General features: G+C 44.2%; 10 protein-coding genes and 1 other annotated feature. Of the genes, 1 reads left to right on the forward strand and 9 read right to left on the reverse strand.

All coding sequences use genetic code 11. The annotated features are described in order from the left end of the window. Nucleotides 1-115 precede the first annotated feature (115 nt). Nucleotides 116-1,336, reverse strand: coding sequence for a tyrosine--tRNA ligase (tyrS, locus tag DTOX_RS11690; RefSeq protein WP_015757900.1), 1,221 nt, complete (start codon nt 1,334-1,336; stop codon nt 116-118). A gap of 166 nt (nt 1,337-1,502) precedes the next feature. Between tyrS and DTOX_RS11695 the strand changes: the two genes are divergently transcribed. Beyond that, entirely contained in the window at nt 1,503-3,695 is a 2,193-nt protein-coding gene (locus tag DTOX_RS11695; RefSeq protein ID WP_422698376.1) for a transglycosylase domain-containing protein, read from the forward strand. A 133-nt stretch (nt 3,696-3,828) separates the two neighbouring features. Here the strand turns inward: DTOX_RS11695 and DTOX_RS11700 are convergent, their stop codons facing one another. The 8 genes from DTOX_RS11700 to DTOX_RS11735 all read right to left on the reverse strand — a co-directional run bounded on the left by DTOX_RS11700 (nt 3,829) and on the right by DTOX_RS11735 (nt 16,014). Beyond that, nucleotides 3,829-6,189 (reverse strand): endonuclease MutS2, encoded by a 2,361-nt coding sequence (locus DTOX_RS11700; RefSeq protein WP_015757902.1) that lies wholly within the window; start codon nt 6,187-6,189, stop codon nt 3,829-3,831. Between the two features lie 10 nt (nt 6,190-6,199). After that, complete coding sequence (locus tag DTOX_RS11705) at nt 6,200-8,746, reverse strand: U32 family peptidase (RefSeq protein WP_015757903.1); 2,547 nt, start codon at nt 8,744-8,746, stop codon at nt 6,200-6,202. 26 nt (nt 8,747-8,772) lie between these two features. Next, nucleotides 8,773-9,726, reverse strand: coding sequence for a hypothetical protein (locus DTOX_RS11710; RefSeq protein WP_015757904.1), 954 nt, complete (start codon nt 9,724-9,726; stop codon nt 8,773-8,775). A gap of 91 nt (nt 9,727-9,817) precedes the next feature. Then, a complete protein-coding gene (locus tag DTOX_RS11715; protein WP_042317158.1) occupies nt 9,818-10,345 on the reverse strand; it encodes a DNA-3-methyladenine glycosylase in 528 nt (175 codons plus the stop codon). A gap of 126 nt (nt 10,346-10,471) precedes the next feature. Then, nucleotides 10,472-10,780 (reverse strand): cell division protein ZapA, encoded by a 309-nt coding sequence (locus DTOX_RS11720; RefSeq protein WP_015757906.1) that lies wholly within the window; start codon nt 10,778-10,780, stop codon nt 10,472-10,474. Between the two features lie 307 nt (nt 10,781-11,087). Then, nucleotides 11,088-13,502 carry a phenylalanine--tRNA ligase subunit beta gene (gene pheT / locus DTOX_RS11725; protein ID WP_015757907.1) on the reverse strand — a complete coding sequence of 805 codons (2,415 nt, stop codon included), beginning with the start codon at nt 13,500-13,502 and terminating at the stop codon, nt 11,088-11,090. A 36-nt stretch (nt 13,503-13,538) separates the two neighbouring features. Next, a complete protein-coding gene (pheS, locus tag DTOX_RS11730) occupies nt 13,539-14,561 on the reverse strand; it encodes a phenylalanine--tRNA ligase subunit alpha (RefSeq protein WP_015757908.1) in 1,023 nt (340 codons plus the stop codon). 113 nt (nt 14,562-14,674) lie between these two features. Continuing rightward, nucleotides 14,675-14,933 (reverse strand) — a binding site (T-box leader). A 280-nt stretch (nt 14,934-15,213) separates the two neighbouring features. Further along, nucleotides 15,214-16,014: a TrmH family RNA methyltransferase gene (locus DTOX_RS11735; protein ID WP_015757909.1), complete on the reverse strand. Its 801-nt coding sequence runs from the start codon at nt 16,012-16,014 to the stop codon at nt 15,214-15,216. Between the last annotated feature and the right edge of the window lie 3 nt (nt 16,015-16,017).

Here is a 16,017-nt window from a genome sequence, read left to right on the forward strand (position 1 = left end):
ATCACCTCCACAAAAGTATTTGGAGGCCAGTCATAATTAGACCGGTTGCTTCTCCTTATAATATGTGAAGGTGAACTAAAAGGTGCTCTATTTCCCGGAGTATAAAAATACTAATCTATACAATTATTCTTATGAACTTTCTTTTGCCTACCCGGATAATATTTCCCATCACAGGCGCATATTCATATAAAGAATCTTCTACTTTATGACCGTCAATCTTAACCCCGCCCTGACTTATTAAACGTTTTGCCTCACTTGCGCTGGAGGTCAGACCGGCTTGAAATAGCAGTTTATCCATTCTGATAGTACCGTTTTCCAGTCCATCTTCTTTAATAACAAAATCAGGTATATCATCGGGCAAATCACCTTGCTGGAAAATTCTCTTAAATTCTTCTTCTGCCTGAAGCGCAGCTTCCTGACCATGATATACAGCTGTAATTTCACGGGCTAAGCGCATTTTAACATCACGCGGATGCATTGTACTGTTCTGCAGGCCTTCAGAAATTGCTCTTACTTCTTCCAGGGGCACCTGTGTTACCAGTTCAAAATAACGAACCATAATTTCATCGGTAATGGACATTGTTTTTCCATACATCTCCCTGGGGGATTCATCCACACCGATATAGTTGCCCAGGCTTTTGCTCATTTTTTGTACGCCGTCAAGACCTTCAATAATTGGCATGGTGATAGCTATCTGTGGCTTCTGACCATATTCTTTTTGTAAAGTACGGCCCATTAAAAGATTGAATTTTTGATCCGTACCCCCTAATTCAACATCTGCTTCAAGAGCAACTGAGTCATAGCCCTGCATTAACGGGTAAAAAAATTCATGTATGCTGATCGGCAGATTTTCACGATAGCGCTTGGCAAAATCATCCCTTTCCAGCATCCTGGCTACTGTATACTTGGCCGATAGCTCAATTACATCAGCAAAATTAAGCTTGCCCAGCCACTCACTGTTAAAAACAAGTTTTGTTTTTTCAGCGTCAAGTATTTTAAATATTTGTCTTTCATAAGTTTTGGCATTTTCCAGTACTTCTTCTTCAGTAAGTTGTTTACGAGTCTCTGATTTACCTGTAGGATCACCTATGCGCCCTGTAAAATCACCAAGTATGATAATTGCTTTATGTCCCAAATCCTGAAACTGTCGCATTTTTTGTAGGACTACCGTATGTCCCAGGTGTATATCCGGTGCCGTGGGATCGAGACCCAATTTAATAACCAGGGGTTTTCCCGTTTCTATGGAATTCTTTAATTTTTGTACCAGTTCTTCTTCAGGTATAATCTCTACAGCACCTCGTTTTATAATCTCCAATTGTTTTTCCAGTGACAGCATACCCAAACTCCTCTCCGCATTTATCATATATGTTTAATGATTCATGATAACTATGTAAAATTCTTAACAATTATATCAGAAGGTGCTGGCACTGACAAGGCAGCAACGAATTATCTGCTTTTTTTTAAGCATTTATGTTATAATACTTTTATAAGCACTTAAAGGAGTGTTTTTTTTGACGGAAAACGAGAAGAAAAAGAAGCTTAACTGGTTCCGACTCTTCTTATTAATTGGTCTGCTGGTTCTGCTCATTGTGCTGGGTACCTCCATAGGCTTGCTTATCTCTATAATTGTGGATTTACCTGATATAAATATAAAAGATTTGAAATACAATGCAGCAACACTTATTTATGATCAGAATGATAATTTGATTACTAAAATTGGCACAGAAAATCGTATCCCGGTTAAAATAAATGAAGTGCCCAAAGTTGTACAAAACGCTTTTCTGGCTGTAGAAGATGTTCGCTTTTACCAGCACCACGGTATAGATATACGAGGAATTGCCAGAGCGGCCTGGCAAAACATAACCACAGGAAAAATTAAGGAAGGTGCCAGCACTATAACACAGCAGCTGGCGCGCGATATATATTTGAATAATGATCAGAAATACAAACGAAAAATTCAGGAAATTTTTTTGGCCTTAATGCTTGAGCGAAAATTAAGTAAGGAAGAGATATTAGAATTATATTTAAACCGTATCTATTTTGGTGAAGGCTCTTACGGCATTAAAACTGCTGCGGAAACATACTTTGGTAAAAAATTAAATGAATTAGGGTTAAAAGAGGCTGCCTTACTGGCGGGTTTGCCACAAGCGCCCAGTTCTTACTCACCTTATCAAAATAAAGACCTGGCTTTAAAGAGGCGTAACCTTGTTTTGGAAAATATGCTTAAATATAATTATATTAACAATTATGATTACAACAATGTTGTTAACGCTGATTTAGGAACTCTGACAGAACCCGCTGCCAAAAAATATCCCTATCCTTTTTATATTGACTATGTAACTGAACATTTAATAGCCAGGTACGGTGAGTCTCAAGTATTTACAGGCGGGCTGATAGTTCATATTGCTATGGATAAAAAAATGCAAACTATAGCAGAGGAAGTTATATCAAACAAAAACAATTTCCCTACCGCGGATATTCAAGGCGCGGCAGTGGTTATAAATCCTCATAACGGATATATAACTGCACTGGTGGGCGGACGGGAACACACTAACATGCGGCAGTGGAACAGAGCTACCCAAACCTACCGCCAGCCTGGTTCGGCTTTTAAACCTATTATAGCTTACGGACCCGCTATCGAGTTAAAAGGTAAGGGACCGGCATCAGTAGTAGACGACTCTCCTATTAGAATTGGCAGCTGGTCACCACGCAATTCCAACGGTAAATTTAGTGGTTTAACTACTTTGCGAAATGCCCTGACTTATTCGATAAATATCGTATCAGTTAAACTTTTACAGGAGGTTACTATTCCAAAAGCCAGGGACTTTGCAAAAAAGATAGGTATTTCATCGCTTGATCCTAAATATGATGTTGGATTAAGTATGGCTTTAGGTGGGCTGCACCAGGGTGTAACCCCACTGGAACTGGCTGGGGCTTATGGCGCCTTTGCAAACCTTGGCACTTATAATAAGCCCATAGCTATCACTCAGGTTAAAAAATCTGACGGCACCGTCCTTTGGGATACGCAACAAAGCATACCGGTTCAAGCTATGAAACCAACTACAGCTTATTTAATAACTGATATGCTCCAATCAGCCGTACAAAGGGGCACGGGGACGGCTGCTCAAATAAGCAGGCCTGCTGCAGGCAAAACAGGCACAACTGAAAACGGTAAAGACATATGGTTTGCCGGTTATACTCCGGAACTTGTAGGTATCGTTTGGATGGGTTATGATGATCCTAAACCAACACCATACTTCGGCGGCGAATATTCCGCCAGAATATGGCATAATATCATGGGGAAAATTCTTGAAGGACAGCCACTTAAACAGTTCCCCCGTCCTGATAACATAGTTTCCGCCACAGTGGACAGCAAGTCCGGGCTTTTGCCCGGACCCAATACCCCTGATACAGACAAAGTTACAGATCTTTTTGCGGCTGAAAATGTACCAAAAAAAGTCGATACTTCTCATGTGTTGGTAGAAGTGTGTGCTGTTTCCGGAATGCTGCCAAATGAATACTGCCCGGATAGAGTAACAAAAGTATTTTTAAAGACCGGTACATTTTCCTCCAGTGTTGCAGACAGTGAAAGCAGAGTACCGACAGGTGTTTGTACCGTGCACGGGCCTGAAACAAGCAATAAGGAAGTGGAAGCGGAAACACATAATATAACACCTCAAGGAAAAACCAATTAAGGACAAGCAGTGCAAATATTTTTGATTTAGCATTAAAATCCAAGAGACTAAAAACATTTTTTTAATACTCTAAGAAATTACCGGAGCTGCCAGAGAGTCCTCTCTGGCAGCTCCGGTAATGCTTAATATTTTATTATTTTAAATCTACCACAGTTACACCTGCTCCACCTTCACCATGTTCACCCAGGCGAAAAGATTTAACCCGTCTGCTGTTCTGCAGTTCCCTTTGAATCATGGCCCGTAAAGCACCGGTTCCCTTGCCGTGCACTACATATATCTTGTTTAAACCGGCTAAAAATGCATCATCCAAGTATTTCTCCACTTCCAACCAGGCTTCCTCAGCTCTCATGCCTCTTAAATCAAGTTTTGTTGAAATCTCCTGAGATTTATTTTTAAGTAAACCGGCAAATTGCACTTTACCGCTGTTTTCTTTTTTAGCTTCATCAACTTTGCGCAGATCTTTAACGGGCATATTTAATTTCATTATTCCTACCTGGACCAGGGCTTCCTTCCCGTCAGTGGAAACATTCAAAACATAACCTTGTTGGTTTAAATTAGGAATAAAAACCTCTTCACCGATTAATAACTCCCGGGGTACCACACCCCCGTGGCTTTTCTCGGGTGCTTTACGCAGGCGCCCCTGCATCCCCTTAATTTTGTTGCGAACCTCCTGCACAGCCATTTCTTTCAGGCGGTTATCATTTTCCTGCAGCATGCCGCGAAATTCCTTGATTGCTTCTTCAGCTTCCTGCCGTGTATTTTTAACCGTTTTACTGGCTTCTTCATGAGCTTTGGCCAGAATATCCTCTCTCTTTTCCCTCAGCATTTGTTCCAGCTCAGTATACCTGGCTTTCAGTTTTTCAGCATCCTGCCGCAATAATTCAGCGATTCGCTTTTCCTCCTCGGCTGCCTGGCGTTCTTTTTCCAGCCGCAGCATCAGCTCAGAGATCTCTATTTGTTCGGTTGTCAGAAAATCCCTGGCTCTGCTGACAACCCCAGGCTCGAGCCCCAGGCGTAGAGCGATTTCAAAAGCATTGCTGCGTCCCGGTTTGCCTATCAAAAGACGGTAAGTAGGCTTTAAACTAATCGGATCAAATTCCACACTGGCATTTTCAACCCGTCTGTGGGCATAGGCAAAATTTTTCAGCTCGCTGTAGTGAGTTGTAGCTACAATTTTAGCCTTTTGCTCATGCAGCTTCTCCAAAATTGCCTGGGCCAGTGCCGCTCCCTCAGTGGGGTCTGTACCGGCTCCCAATTCATCCATTAATACCAAACTACCCGCCCCTGATTGGTTGAGGATACTGACAATGTTGCTCATATGCGAGGAAAAGGTACTGAGGGATTGCTCAATACTCTGTTCATCACCTATATCAGCGAATACCTGTTCAAATATTCCTGTTTCCGAACTGCTTTCAGCAGGAATGTGCAACCCTGACTGGGCCATCAATACCAGCAGCCCGATGGTTTTTAAAGTTACGGTTTTTCCACCGGTATTGGGGCCGGTTATGATTAAAGAGTCGAACTCTTTGCCTAAATGCACGCTGACCGGCACAACATCTCCGGCTAACAAAGGATGACGGCCTTTTTGTATATTTACCACCGGACCGTCAACTAAAACAGGGGCCCAGGCATCCATTTGACTGCTCAGCCTGGCTTTAGCCAGAACAAAATCAAGATGCCCCAAAGCCTCCAGAGTAACCCCCAGCGGCTCACTTTCCTGAGCTACCCGGCAGGAAAGGTCAGTTAGTATTTTCACAATCTCCTGCTTTTCGGCTGCAATTAAGCGCCTTAATTCGTTATTAGCCTCAACTACAGCCATTGGCTCAACAAAAAGAGTCGCCCCGCTGGCTGAGGTGTCATGTACAATACCCTGTACCTGACCCCGGTATTCCAGCTTTACCGGGACCACATAACGCCCTTCTCTTATTGTTACTATAGGATCCTGCAGATATTTTTGATAATTCGGGGAACGAATAATGTGCTCCAAACGCTCTTTGACAGATGCACGGTTGTTGGTAATACGCCGACGAATTTGTGACAGTGCATCAGATGCCCTGTCAGCAATTTCCCCCCCCGGCAAGATGGCATTTTTTAACCTGTGTTCAAGATCGGCAAAACTGGTGATGCGCGAGCCTATCCCGGCCAGCAAGGGATAAAACTCATCTCTTTCCAGTAAATAATTCCTGGCTAAGCGAGCTGCCGCCAAGGTTTCTCCTATCTCCGAAAGATCTTTGGCTTCCAATACCGCCCCCTGGTGTGCCCTGATTACGCTTTTTCTTATGTCATGCCAGCCTCCGATGTCCGCAGCAGGCTCCAGCCGAAACATCTCTCTGGCTTCCGTAGTTTCTGAAAGCCAGATTTTTACCGTTTGATAATCAACAGAAGGCATAAGGCTTAAAGCCCTTTCCCTGCCCAGCACTGAACCGGTGCAGCCGGCTAATTTCTTCAGGATTTTGTCAAATTCCAGGCGCTTTAATGTTTTCCTTTCTAACATCAGGCTTACTTCATCCTCCTATAACCCCTCGATAATAATGCCCCTTGGTTAACCCGCCGGGAACCAATGCTGCCAGAGCTTCTTTGGCCGCCGTAAAATCGCGCAGCTTGCCTTTGGTCACACTATTTAGAGCCTCGCGATAAGTGGAAACCACTTTTTTTACGTACTTAGCGTCTTCACGCCTGGCCTCAATGCGCAACAGGGAGATATTCATGCTGCTTATTTGAGACAAATCCTCCAGCAAACAATGATCCCTGGAATTAAAAATATGCATATTACAATAATAATCAACTTCCACCGGAAAAGTTATAGCCATCCTGTCTCTTAAACCGCAGCGCTTGCCGCTGCACGGGCCGGAACAATTTGTTTGAGTGCTCTTACCCCCCAATAAACTGCCTAACACACAATACCTGGAAACCATTAAAGGCAAAGCTCCGTGCACCAGAATTTCGGCATCAAAATCAACAGCTGTTTTCAAATAGTGAAGTTGTCCCATAGTCAGCTCGGGAGACAATGTGATATGCCTTACACCCTGCTTTAGTAAAAAATGCACTGCCTGGTGATTAAAAATATTAAAAGAGAAATCAGTGTAAACAGGTTTACCTGTATTTTCCCGAACATACTTCAATAAGCCCAAATTGCCTACCTGTATTCCATCTAAAGGCCATTCAGAGGTTTGTTTCAGCAGTTTGGCAAAACGGCTCAATTCTTCATCCTGCAGAATCCTGGGCGAAGACAATACAAATAAAACGTTATTGGCCCGACAATAATCAAGACCATGGTAAATATCGTCTATAGACAGGTTTTTCTTGGAACGAAAACTTTCCCCGCCAAAATAAACAAGTCTGGCTCCTGAACGCACAGCTTCCTGCAAAGATGCTAAATCTGTTACTGTAACAGAAATACCGGGCTCACTAATATGTACATCTGACCGTCTATGTTCTGCACCGGTGCCCAACAAGGCTCCCTCTAATCTCTCTTGATAAACATTTTCCGGTACCGGGATCTTACTGCCTGCCTTAATCCTGTTCTGTTTCAGCTCCTCCAGTACCTGCCGCCTTGCTTCGTTAATTTCCTTAACCGGATAAATTATAGAACCATCTATATCACAACTAAGCCCAGCCAGGCCAAAGGGACTGTTCCCCAACCGCCCTAACTGTTTGAGTAAAAACTCCCTGTCCAGTGGCCTGTTCTCTGCTTTTTGACCTACTGTCCCGGTTGCAGCCTCGGCAGATTGGCCGGAAGGTTCCACCGCCTGCAAATAAAGCGGTTCTCCTTCCCTGGCTCGGACAAAAAACTGCAAAGCAATTTTGGTGCGCTCTCTTTGAGAAGTAAAAGTTGCCCTGGCCTTTTCAATTAAGTCGGCGTCATGTGTCTTGAAAACACGGTCACCGATACCAACCTTGCGCGGTAGAAAAATCTGTACCTGTGAGCCTGCCGGAGCCCGCTCCACTTTTTTCCCCGCCATCAATAAAGTATCTATTTCAATACCCAACCTGCCCCCGTCCGTAACCCAGATTTCCACCCCGTCACCCACCCGGAGAGGTTCATCCAGAATCAATGTGGCAACCTTCTCACCACGGTCATACTGCTTAACCCGGCCCAGTTTAACACCGCGGTTATTAGGTCTTTTATAACTCATTAAATCATGTCCCGGATGCCCGAAAAAGTAACCGGCAGAAAAGTCCCGGTTAAATATTTGTGTCAGCTTACGGGTTTCCTCTTCACTGACATGATATTCCTGCCCGTCTGCCCGGTCAATCAGGCCGCGGTAGATTCTGATTACCGTAGCCACATATTCAGGACGTTTCATTCTTCCTTCTACTTTAAAAGATAAAATACCAGCCCGGATCAACTGGGGTATATGCTCACTCAAGTTAAGATCCCGCGGACTAAGCAAGTAATCTCCCGTTTTAGCCTGATCAAGCATCGGCCTCCCCGCTTCATCAACCAATTCATAGCGCATTCGGCAAGGTTGGGCGCAACGGCCCCGGTTGCCGCTGCGCCCGCCAATAATGCTGGACATCAGGCACTGTCCTGAATAACATATACATAAGGCACCATGAATAAATATTTCCAGATCTGCCCCGGTCCTTTTCTTAATATTGTCTATAGAAGATAAAGACATTTCACGGGCCAGTACAACACGCTCAAAACCGGCTTCCAACAGCAGCTCAACAGCGGGCAAATTATGAACGGTCATCTGTGTACTGGCATGCAGGGGCAGCTCGGGCAAGACGAGCCGTGCTAACTCTGACAGGCCTAAATCCTGAATTATAACAGCATCGGCACCCGCGGTGTAAAGAAAATATAAAAATTCCATTGCTTCAGTTATTTCCTGGTCTGCCAGAAGTGTATTAACAGTTACATATACCTTTACCCCGCGCACATGGGCATATTCAACAGCACGTGATAAAGCCTGGTTGTCAAAGTTAGCGGCAGAACTGCGGGCACTGAACAACTTTCCTCCCAGGTAAACAGCATCAGCGCCATTTTCCACCGCAGCCACAAAAGATTCCCAATCACCTGCCGGTGCTAACAACTCGGTTTTGTGCATTTTGCACGACCTCCATTGTAAAATAACTATGCTCGACTGTGACGAATTAAGCCTGCACAGGGTATGATTTCAATACCCTTCTTTTGCAGTTCATCCAAGATTAGATTCATGCCCAGAGAATCACTGGCCATATGACCGGCGATGACTACGTTAACGTGATTCTTTTCAGCTTCTTTACGGTGTTTCTCATTTAAATGCATAACCACAACCGTACCTATGCCGGCCTGCGCCAGTTTGGAATAAACCTCTTCAGAACCGCTGGTGCCACCGGTCATCTCCACCAATATTTTACCTGCCCGCCTTTCCTTGCTTCCTACTACAATAGTCGGCCCGGCATTATTAGTAACGGCTTCTTTGTATTCAGGAATAGTTTTGAGTAATTTAATAACATCAGTCAACCGTTCAGGTTTCTCCTCATCAAATATTTTCTGTAAAAAATCAACTACATGGTTGTCCGCCGGCGTGTGCATGCACATTAAAGACTGGTTTAAAATCTTTGCTGCATCAACAGCCCGGTTATGATTTAACGGCATTAATCCACGTTTTACTTCAGCAATTCTTGAAGCCATCATGCCCTCGGCCACGTTAATGGGCACACCGTAGCGGGCCAAAAAATCCTCTTGCAGGTGCATTACCTGGTAAAGTGCTGACATGGCCTTGCCTTCCGGGTGATGAGCAATGATTAAATCTATTGGGCCACTGCGTTCACTCAGGCGATCGGCTAAAAGCACTTCACCGACTTCTATATCAATACCTACCAGCGCGCGGCCAACTTCTTTTTCCGGATCCCCGGCTAAAATTCTGGTATCACTGTAAGGATTAAATAGCTTGTCCTGGTCAAATTCAGATCTCTTTTCTTCTTTTAAATCTTCATAACGCTTTTTTACTCGTTCCAAAAGCTTATGCACTGTCTCCATACCACGCGGGTCGCGTTCAATTCCTTTCTGTACAGCCAGTTGGTAAATCTCTTTGATTTTCACTTGCGGTTCGCTCCCTTTTTAATTAATGTATCCAAACTAATTTAGTTTACTTCATAAAATCCTTTACTAAAACTATACTATATCACGCATATTATTTACGGGAAACATATTTATTACCTGTTACATAAAAACGCAAAAACAAATCTTTTCCCTGGCTGATGCCTATGCGATTGGTTACAGTAATATTTTCCGGTGTCACCCCTTGACAAATTACCAGCGCACCGGAAGTCAGATCAATACTGTTATGATTTATGCCCAATCCCATTGCTTGTACCAGTCGTGCCGGTCCCCCGCATAATTCCGGAAGTTTCTCCCGCTTTCTCCTGAACTGCATCAAAGGGATCCCTTCAACCGGCTCTAAAGCTCTCACCAGAACAGCTTCACCTGTACCTTCAGGCATAGTGACCACATTAAAACAACTGTAAATGCCGTAAATAATATAGACATAAGCATGGCCGGGCGGCCCGAACATAGAACTGTTTCGTTTTGTTTCTCCCCTTGCCGCATGACAGGCAGGATCCCCCTGCAGGTAAGCCTCCGTCTCCACAATTTGTCCAACAGTTCTGCCTTCCGGTGTTTCATGAACCAGTAATTTGCCTAACAATTCACGGGCTACCATTACCGTATCACGGTTATAAAAAGACCTGGACAAGATTTTTTTCTTGTTCACAAAATCAATCACACTCCTGCTTTATACAGCCTTAGACAAACACAAGGAAAAACTCATGGAGTACTCCATGAGCTGTTACTTAATAACACCCTTCTTATTATCTTTTACCGGCTCAGGGTTTGTCAATTCCTCAATCAATTCCTGATTTTCATGGGTTAATTCTTCATATTTTCTCATAAGTTTAAAATAATCATCAGCAATATTAATTGCGGCAAGAATTGCTACTTTATTGAGGGGCAATTTGAAATTACGGTTGGATATATCCTTCATCATCTTATTGACATGCTGGGCTATTTTTTTCATATACTCTATGGATTCGTTTCCTTTCAGGATATACTCTTCTCCATATATTTCTATATTTACACGGTTAGGTTCTTCCGGCACAAAAAACAACCGCCTCTCGGAATTAGTTATAAGCATTATTCGACACAATAATTGAAAGTACCTGCTAATTTCTTGCATTTTTATCAAACAATAAGAAAATATTTTTCAAATATAACCCTGTCTAATCTATATTTCATGTTCTTCCTTGACAAAAGTCTTAGTAAATAAAATAAATAACCGGTTTCCTCCGGTTAAACTGCACTTAGCCTAAAGCAAAAACCGTATCACCTTATAAAGTGGCACGGCTTTGTTTATTTCGTTATATACGTTAATAGTTATTAATCAATACTGCAAACACTGCTCAAAGCTATCCCCGCAGTTCCGCTCCCAATTCTTTCTCTAGCGCACCGCGGATATTTTCCATTGTCTCATTTATCTCAGCATCGGTTAAGGTATGATCTTCCGCCTGTAAATTAAGAGCAAAAGCCAAGCTCTGGTAACCTTCCTTAACCTGCCCGCCACGGTAAACGTCAAAGAGCTTCACCGAGCGCAACAGCTTTCCACCGGTATTATGGATTACATGGAACAAAGCTTCAACTGCCAATGACTGCTTTACAACCACCGCCAAATCCCTGTCTACACCGGGATAACGAGGCAAAGCCTGGTATTTCTTAATCTTACCGGCAAGCATAAATACTTCAGTTAAATTAATTTCGCAGGCTGTTACCCGCTCCGGTAAGTCATAATTCTCCAGAACATCAGGGTGAACCTCACCCAGTACACCTATTTGCCTGCCATCAAGCTGAATAACTGCTGTCCTGCCCGGATGATAGCCTGGAGCCTCTGACGTCACAAAAGCAATACCGGAAAGCCCAATGGTATCAAACATGGCCTCTAACACACCCTTAAGATAATAAAAATCCATTGGCACCGCTGGTTTATTCCAGGCAGAAGCCTGGTTTCCCATTGCTGCCGCGCCAAGCACCGGAATTTCATCCGGCAATTGACGGTCAGTGGGCAAAAAGCACCTGCCTGTTTCAAAAACAGCCCCGTTTTGTACACGGCGGTTATAATTGCGCTGCAAAACTTCCAGTAAATTAGGCAGCAGCGTGGTGCGCATGACCGATTGATCTTCACTGAGAGGATTTTTCACCTTTACTGCCCGGCGCAAGTCATTATCCTCTGCCAGACCCAGGGCATCAAACACATGCGGATTAACGAAGCTGTAGGTTATAACTTCTGTAAGCCCACAGGCAGCCAGTGTATCTTTGAGCCTGGTCTCTATCAACTGAACCGGTGTTTTAGCTCCTCTGGTATTGTCACCCTGCATAAGAGTGGCAGGAATCCGGTTATAGCCGTACATCCTGGCCACCTCTTCTATTAAGTCAGCTTCTATGCTTACATCGTTGCGATGACTGGGCACAGTAACCAATAATTCATCCCCGTTATCCCTTACGTTAAAGTCCAAACTGCTTAAAACAGCAACAATTTGTTCTTTAGGCACTTCAACACCTAATATGCGGCTCACCCGTCCGGTACGCAGCAGCACGGTTTTCTCCAGCAGCACCTCAGGGTAATTGTCAACAGAGCCAGCCAGTACATCAGCAGCCCCCATTTCCTGCATCAGCTGGCAGGCCCGATCAGCTGCGCGCAGGCAGCCGTCCAAGTCAATTCCTTTTTCAAAGCGCAGCGAGGATTCCGAACGCAATCCGAGTTCCTTAGAGGTACGGCGCACACTAATAGGATTAAATTGCGCTGATTCCAGCAATACGGCAACAGTATTACCTGTCACCTCGGTGCGCAATCCCCCCATCACTCCTGCTACTGCTATCGCCCCGGTGGTATCGGCAATCACCAGCATATCCTGTTCCAGCTTGCGCTGGCTTCCGTCCAGAGTCATTATACTCTCACCGGCCGCAGCCCGGCGTACAATAATATGGTGATTCTCCAATGTGTCATAATCAAATGCGTGCATGGGTTGACCCAATTCCAGCATGACGTAGTTGGTCACATCCACAATATTGCTGATTGGTCTCACTCCGGCTGCCCTCAGTCTTTGCTGCATCCACCCCGGCGATGAACCAATCTTAACATTAACCAAAACCCGTGCTGCATAACGCCGGCACAGAGAAGGAGCGGCAATGTCCACCCTGGCTTTTCCCGCAATAGCGTCCGGCAGTTCCTGCACAACCGGTTGAGGCACACGCAGCGTGTAGCCAAGCATAGCAGCCACCTCACGCGCTACACCAATCATCGAGAGGCAATCTCCCCTGTTTGGGGTCAGGTCAAGCTCCAAAATTGTATCATTTAAACCCAGTACTTCTTTTGCATCAACACCTATAGGAGTGTCTTCCGGTAAAATCATAACACCGGTTTGTTGTTCCGGAGGCAGGAACTTAGCATCCATGCCCAGTTCCTGGCCGGAACAAAGCATGCCATAAGACTCAACACCGCGCAGCTTTGATTTTTTAATTTTTAAACCACCTGCCAGACTGGCTCCCACAACAGAGACAGGTACAATATGTCCTTCCCGGACATTTGTGGCACCGGTCACGATCTGCAAGGTTTCACTTCCGGTAGTTATAGAACAAACAACCAGCTTATCGGCATTGGGATGTTTATCTATTTTCAGGATTTTACCGGTATAAACTTTTTCTATCCCTTCCCCCAGATACTCTACTTTCTCCACGGCAACACCGGCCAGAGTCAAGCGATCTGCCAATTCCTGCGGAGGGATATCTATGTCAACATACTCTTTTAGCCAGTTATAAGATACAAGCACTTAGCAATAACCCCCTATCTTAAAATACCAGACTAACTAAAACTGCCCCAAAAATCTTAAGTCGTTATCAAAAAGCAGGCGCAAATCATCAATACCGTATTTGAGCATAGCAATTCTTTCAACTCCCATGCCAAAGGCAAAACCGGTTACTTCCTCGGAATCATAACCGGACATTTCCAATACTCTGGGGTGCACCATACCTGAACCAAGCACCTCCAGCCAGCCTGTGTGTGAGCAAACACGGCAACCTTTTCCACCACACATTACACAGGAAATATCAACCTCCGCACTGGGTTCTGTGAAGGGGAAATAGCTGGGGCGGAAACGAGTTTTGGTCTGGTATCCAAACATCTCCTCAGCAAAAACCTGTAAGACGCCTTTTAAATCGCTGAAAGTAATTTTCTTGTCTATAGCCAAACCCTCAATCTGGTGAAACATTGGTGAGTGTGTGGCATCATCGTCCCGCCGGTATACTTTGCCCGGAGCAATAATTTTTACCGGCAAGCCCGGCACTGTTTTTTCCATAGTATGTACCTGTACAGGTGAGGTATGAGTGCGCAGCAACACTTCGTCAGTAATAAAAAAAGTATCCTGCATATCACGTGCCGGGTGATCCTTGGGCAGATTCAAAGCCTCAAAATTATAATAATCATGTTCAATCTCAGGTCCTTCAGCTATGGTAAAGCCCATACCCAGAAATATATTCTGTATCTCCTCCGTAACTGTGGTTAACGGGTGTTTTTTACCCAGGATGACCGGCCTGCCCGGAAGAGTAATATCTATTTTTTCTGCCTTAATTTTAATTTGCTTTTCTATTGCTTTTAGCTTGTTAAGCCTGTTGCCCAATTCAACTTCTATTTGCTCTCTCACTTCATTGGCCACTTGACCGATTTTAGGACGTTCATCCGCTGAAAGTGAGCCCATTCCTCGCAAAACCTGAGTCAGCGAGCCTTTCTTACCCAGTACCCTGACTCTGATATCGTTTAACTGGCCCAAATTTTCTGCTGACTGAACAGCTGCAGCAGCTTCTTCAGCAATCTCCCGTAATTTTCTCTCCATACCCATCCTCCTTTACATTTATTTATCAAGAAAGTCGCTTTAAACGACTTTCGAGCAGTCATAGGCACTCTATCATAAACATAGTTTCCCAAAGTAAAACAAAAATCCGCCCCATTAGGGACGGAAATATTCCGCGGTACCACCCTGTTTGTCTGCCTCAAGAATACCGGCAAACCACTTAAAAATCCAGGTATTAAAACCTTTCTCCCGATAACGGTGGAAAAAACCGGCTACACCTACTGGTATTTTACGTTCAGCTGCAGTTCAGGGGTGAAATTCAACAGGCAAAGTTCTTGAAAAGGCTTTCAGTCAATGACCTTTCCTCCCTGAATAACTTATTGACCTCTTACTCTTCCCCTTCATTACTGTTAACCATATATTTATATTTAAATAAAGATACCAAATAACTTTCCCAAAGCCTGCATCAAGACAAGGGAAGAAAGAAAATAATACCGTAATGTACTAGTGAATGGCTAGTTTCCTGTACATTATGTAGGCAGTAACCGACCCGGTCGCCTCGAACAGCCTCCAAAAAAAATCGGCGGTTAAAAACAACTTAACCACAACCTTTCCCTGATTCTTGGGGACCTTCAAGGTTGATTATAACATATGGTCAGAGTCATTACAAGAAAGATAACTTATTTTTCAGTACTTAAACAGATCTTTGGCGGACAGCTTCATAAAGCATTATGGCTGCCGCTATAGCCGCATTCAGAGACTCGGCGTGACCCGGCATAGGAATATTGACGGGGATTGCCGGCAGTCTTTTTAAGCCTTCACTTACACCGTTAGCTTCACTGCCCACCACAAGAGCTACCGGTCCGGTTAAATCTACCGAGTATACAGGTTGGCAATCCTGCGGCATACCAACTACCAACCTAATTCCTGCTTGTAATAACAACTCTGCCGCCTGAACCGGTTCACCGGCCATAATCACAGGCAAATGAAATAAAGAACCCATAGTAGCTCGCAGGGTTTTGGGATTATATAAATCCACTGTGCCTCTGCTCAAAATCACCGCGTCTACACCGGCAGCATCAGATGTTCTAATAATTGTGCCCAGGTTGCCGGGATCTTGAATACCGTCCACTAAAACCAGCAACTGTTTTTTGACCCTGGTTAAAATCTCCTGTAAACCGGTTGGAACAGACTTGATCACAGCTACTACTCCCTGTGGGGTAGCTGTGTCAGATAAACTTTCCAATATTGGCTCAGTTACCTCCCAAAAGGGAACATTAGATTTATATATGCATTCCAGCAATTCTTTCCCACGGTTGTTTTGAAAAAGTTTTGCCGAATATATTACTGCTTCGACAGACATGGCGGAGGCGAGCGCTTCCTCTACAAAACGCACGCCTTCAATAATAAATTTCCCTTCTGTTTCACGAAAACGCCTTTTAGCCAAATGTTTCAGGTATCTTATTCTGGGGTTGTCCATACTGGTTATGAGCATATT

It is taken from the genome of Desulfofarcimen acetoxidans DSM 771 (genome assembly GCF_000024205.1).
GTDB lineage: Bacteria > Bacillota > Desulfotomaculia > Desulfotomaculales > Desulfofarciminaceae > Desulfofarcimen > Desulfofarcimen acetoxidans.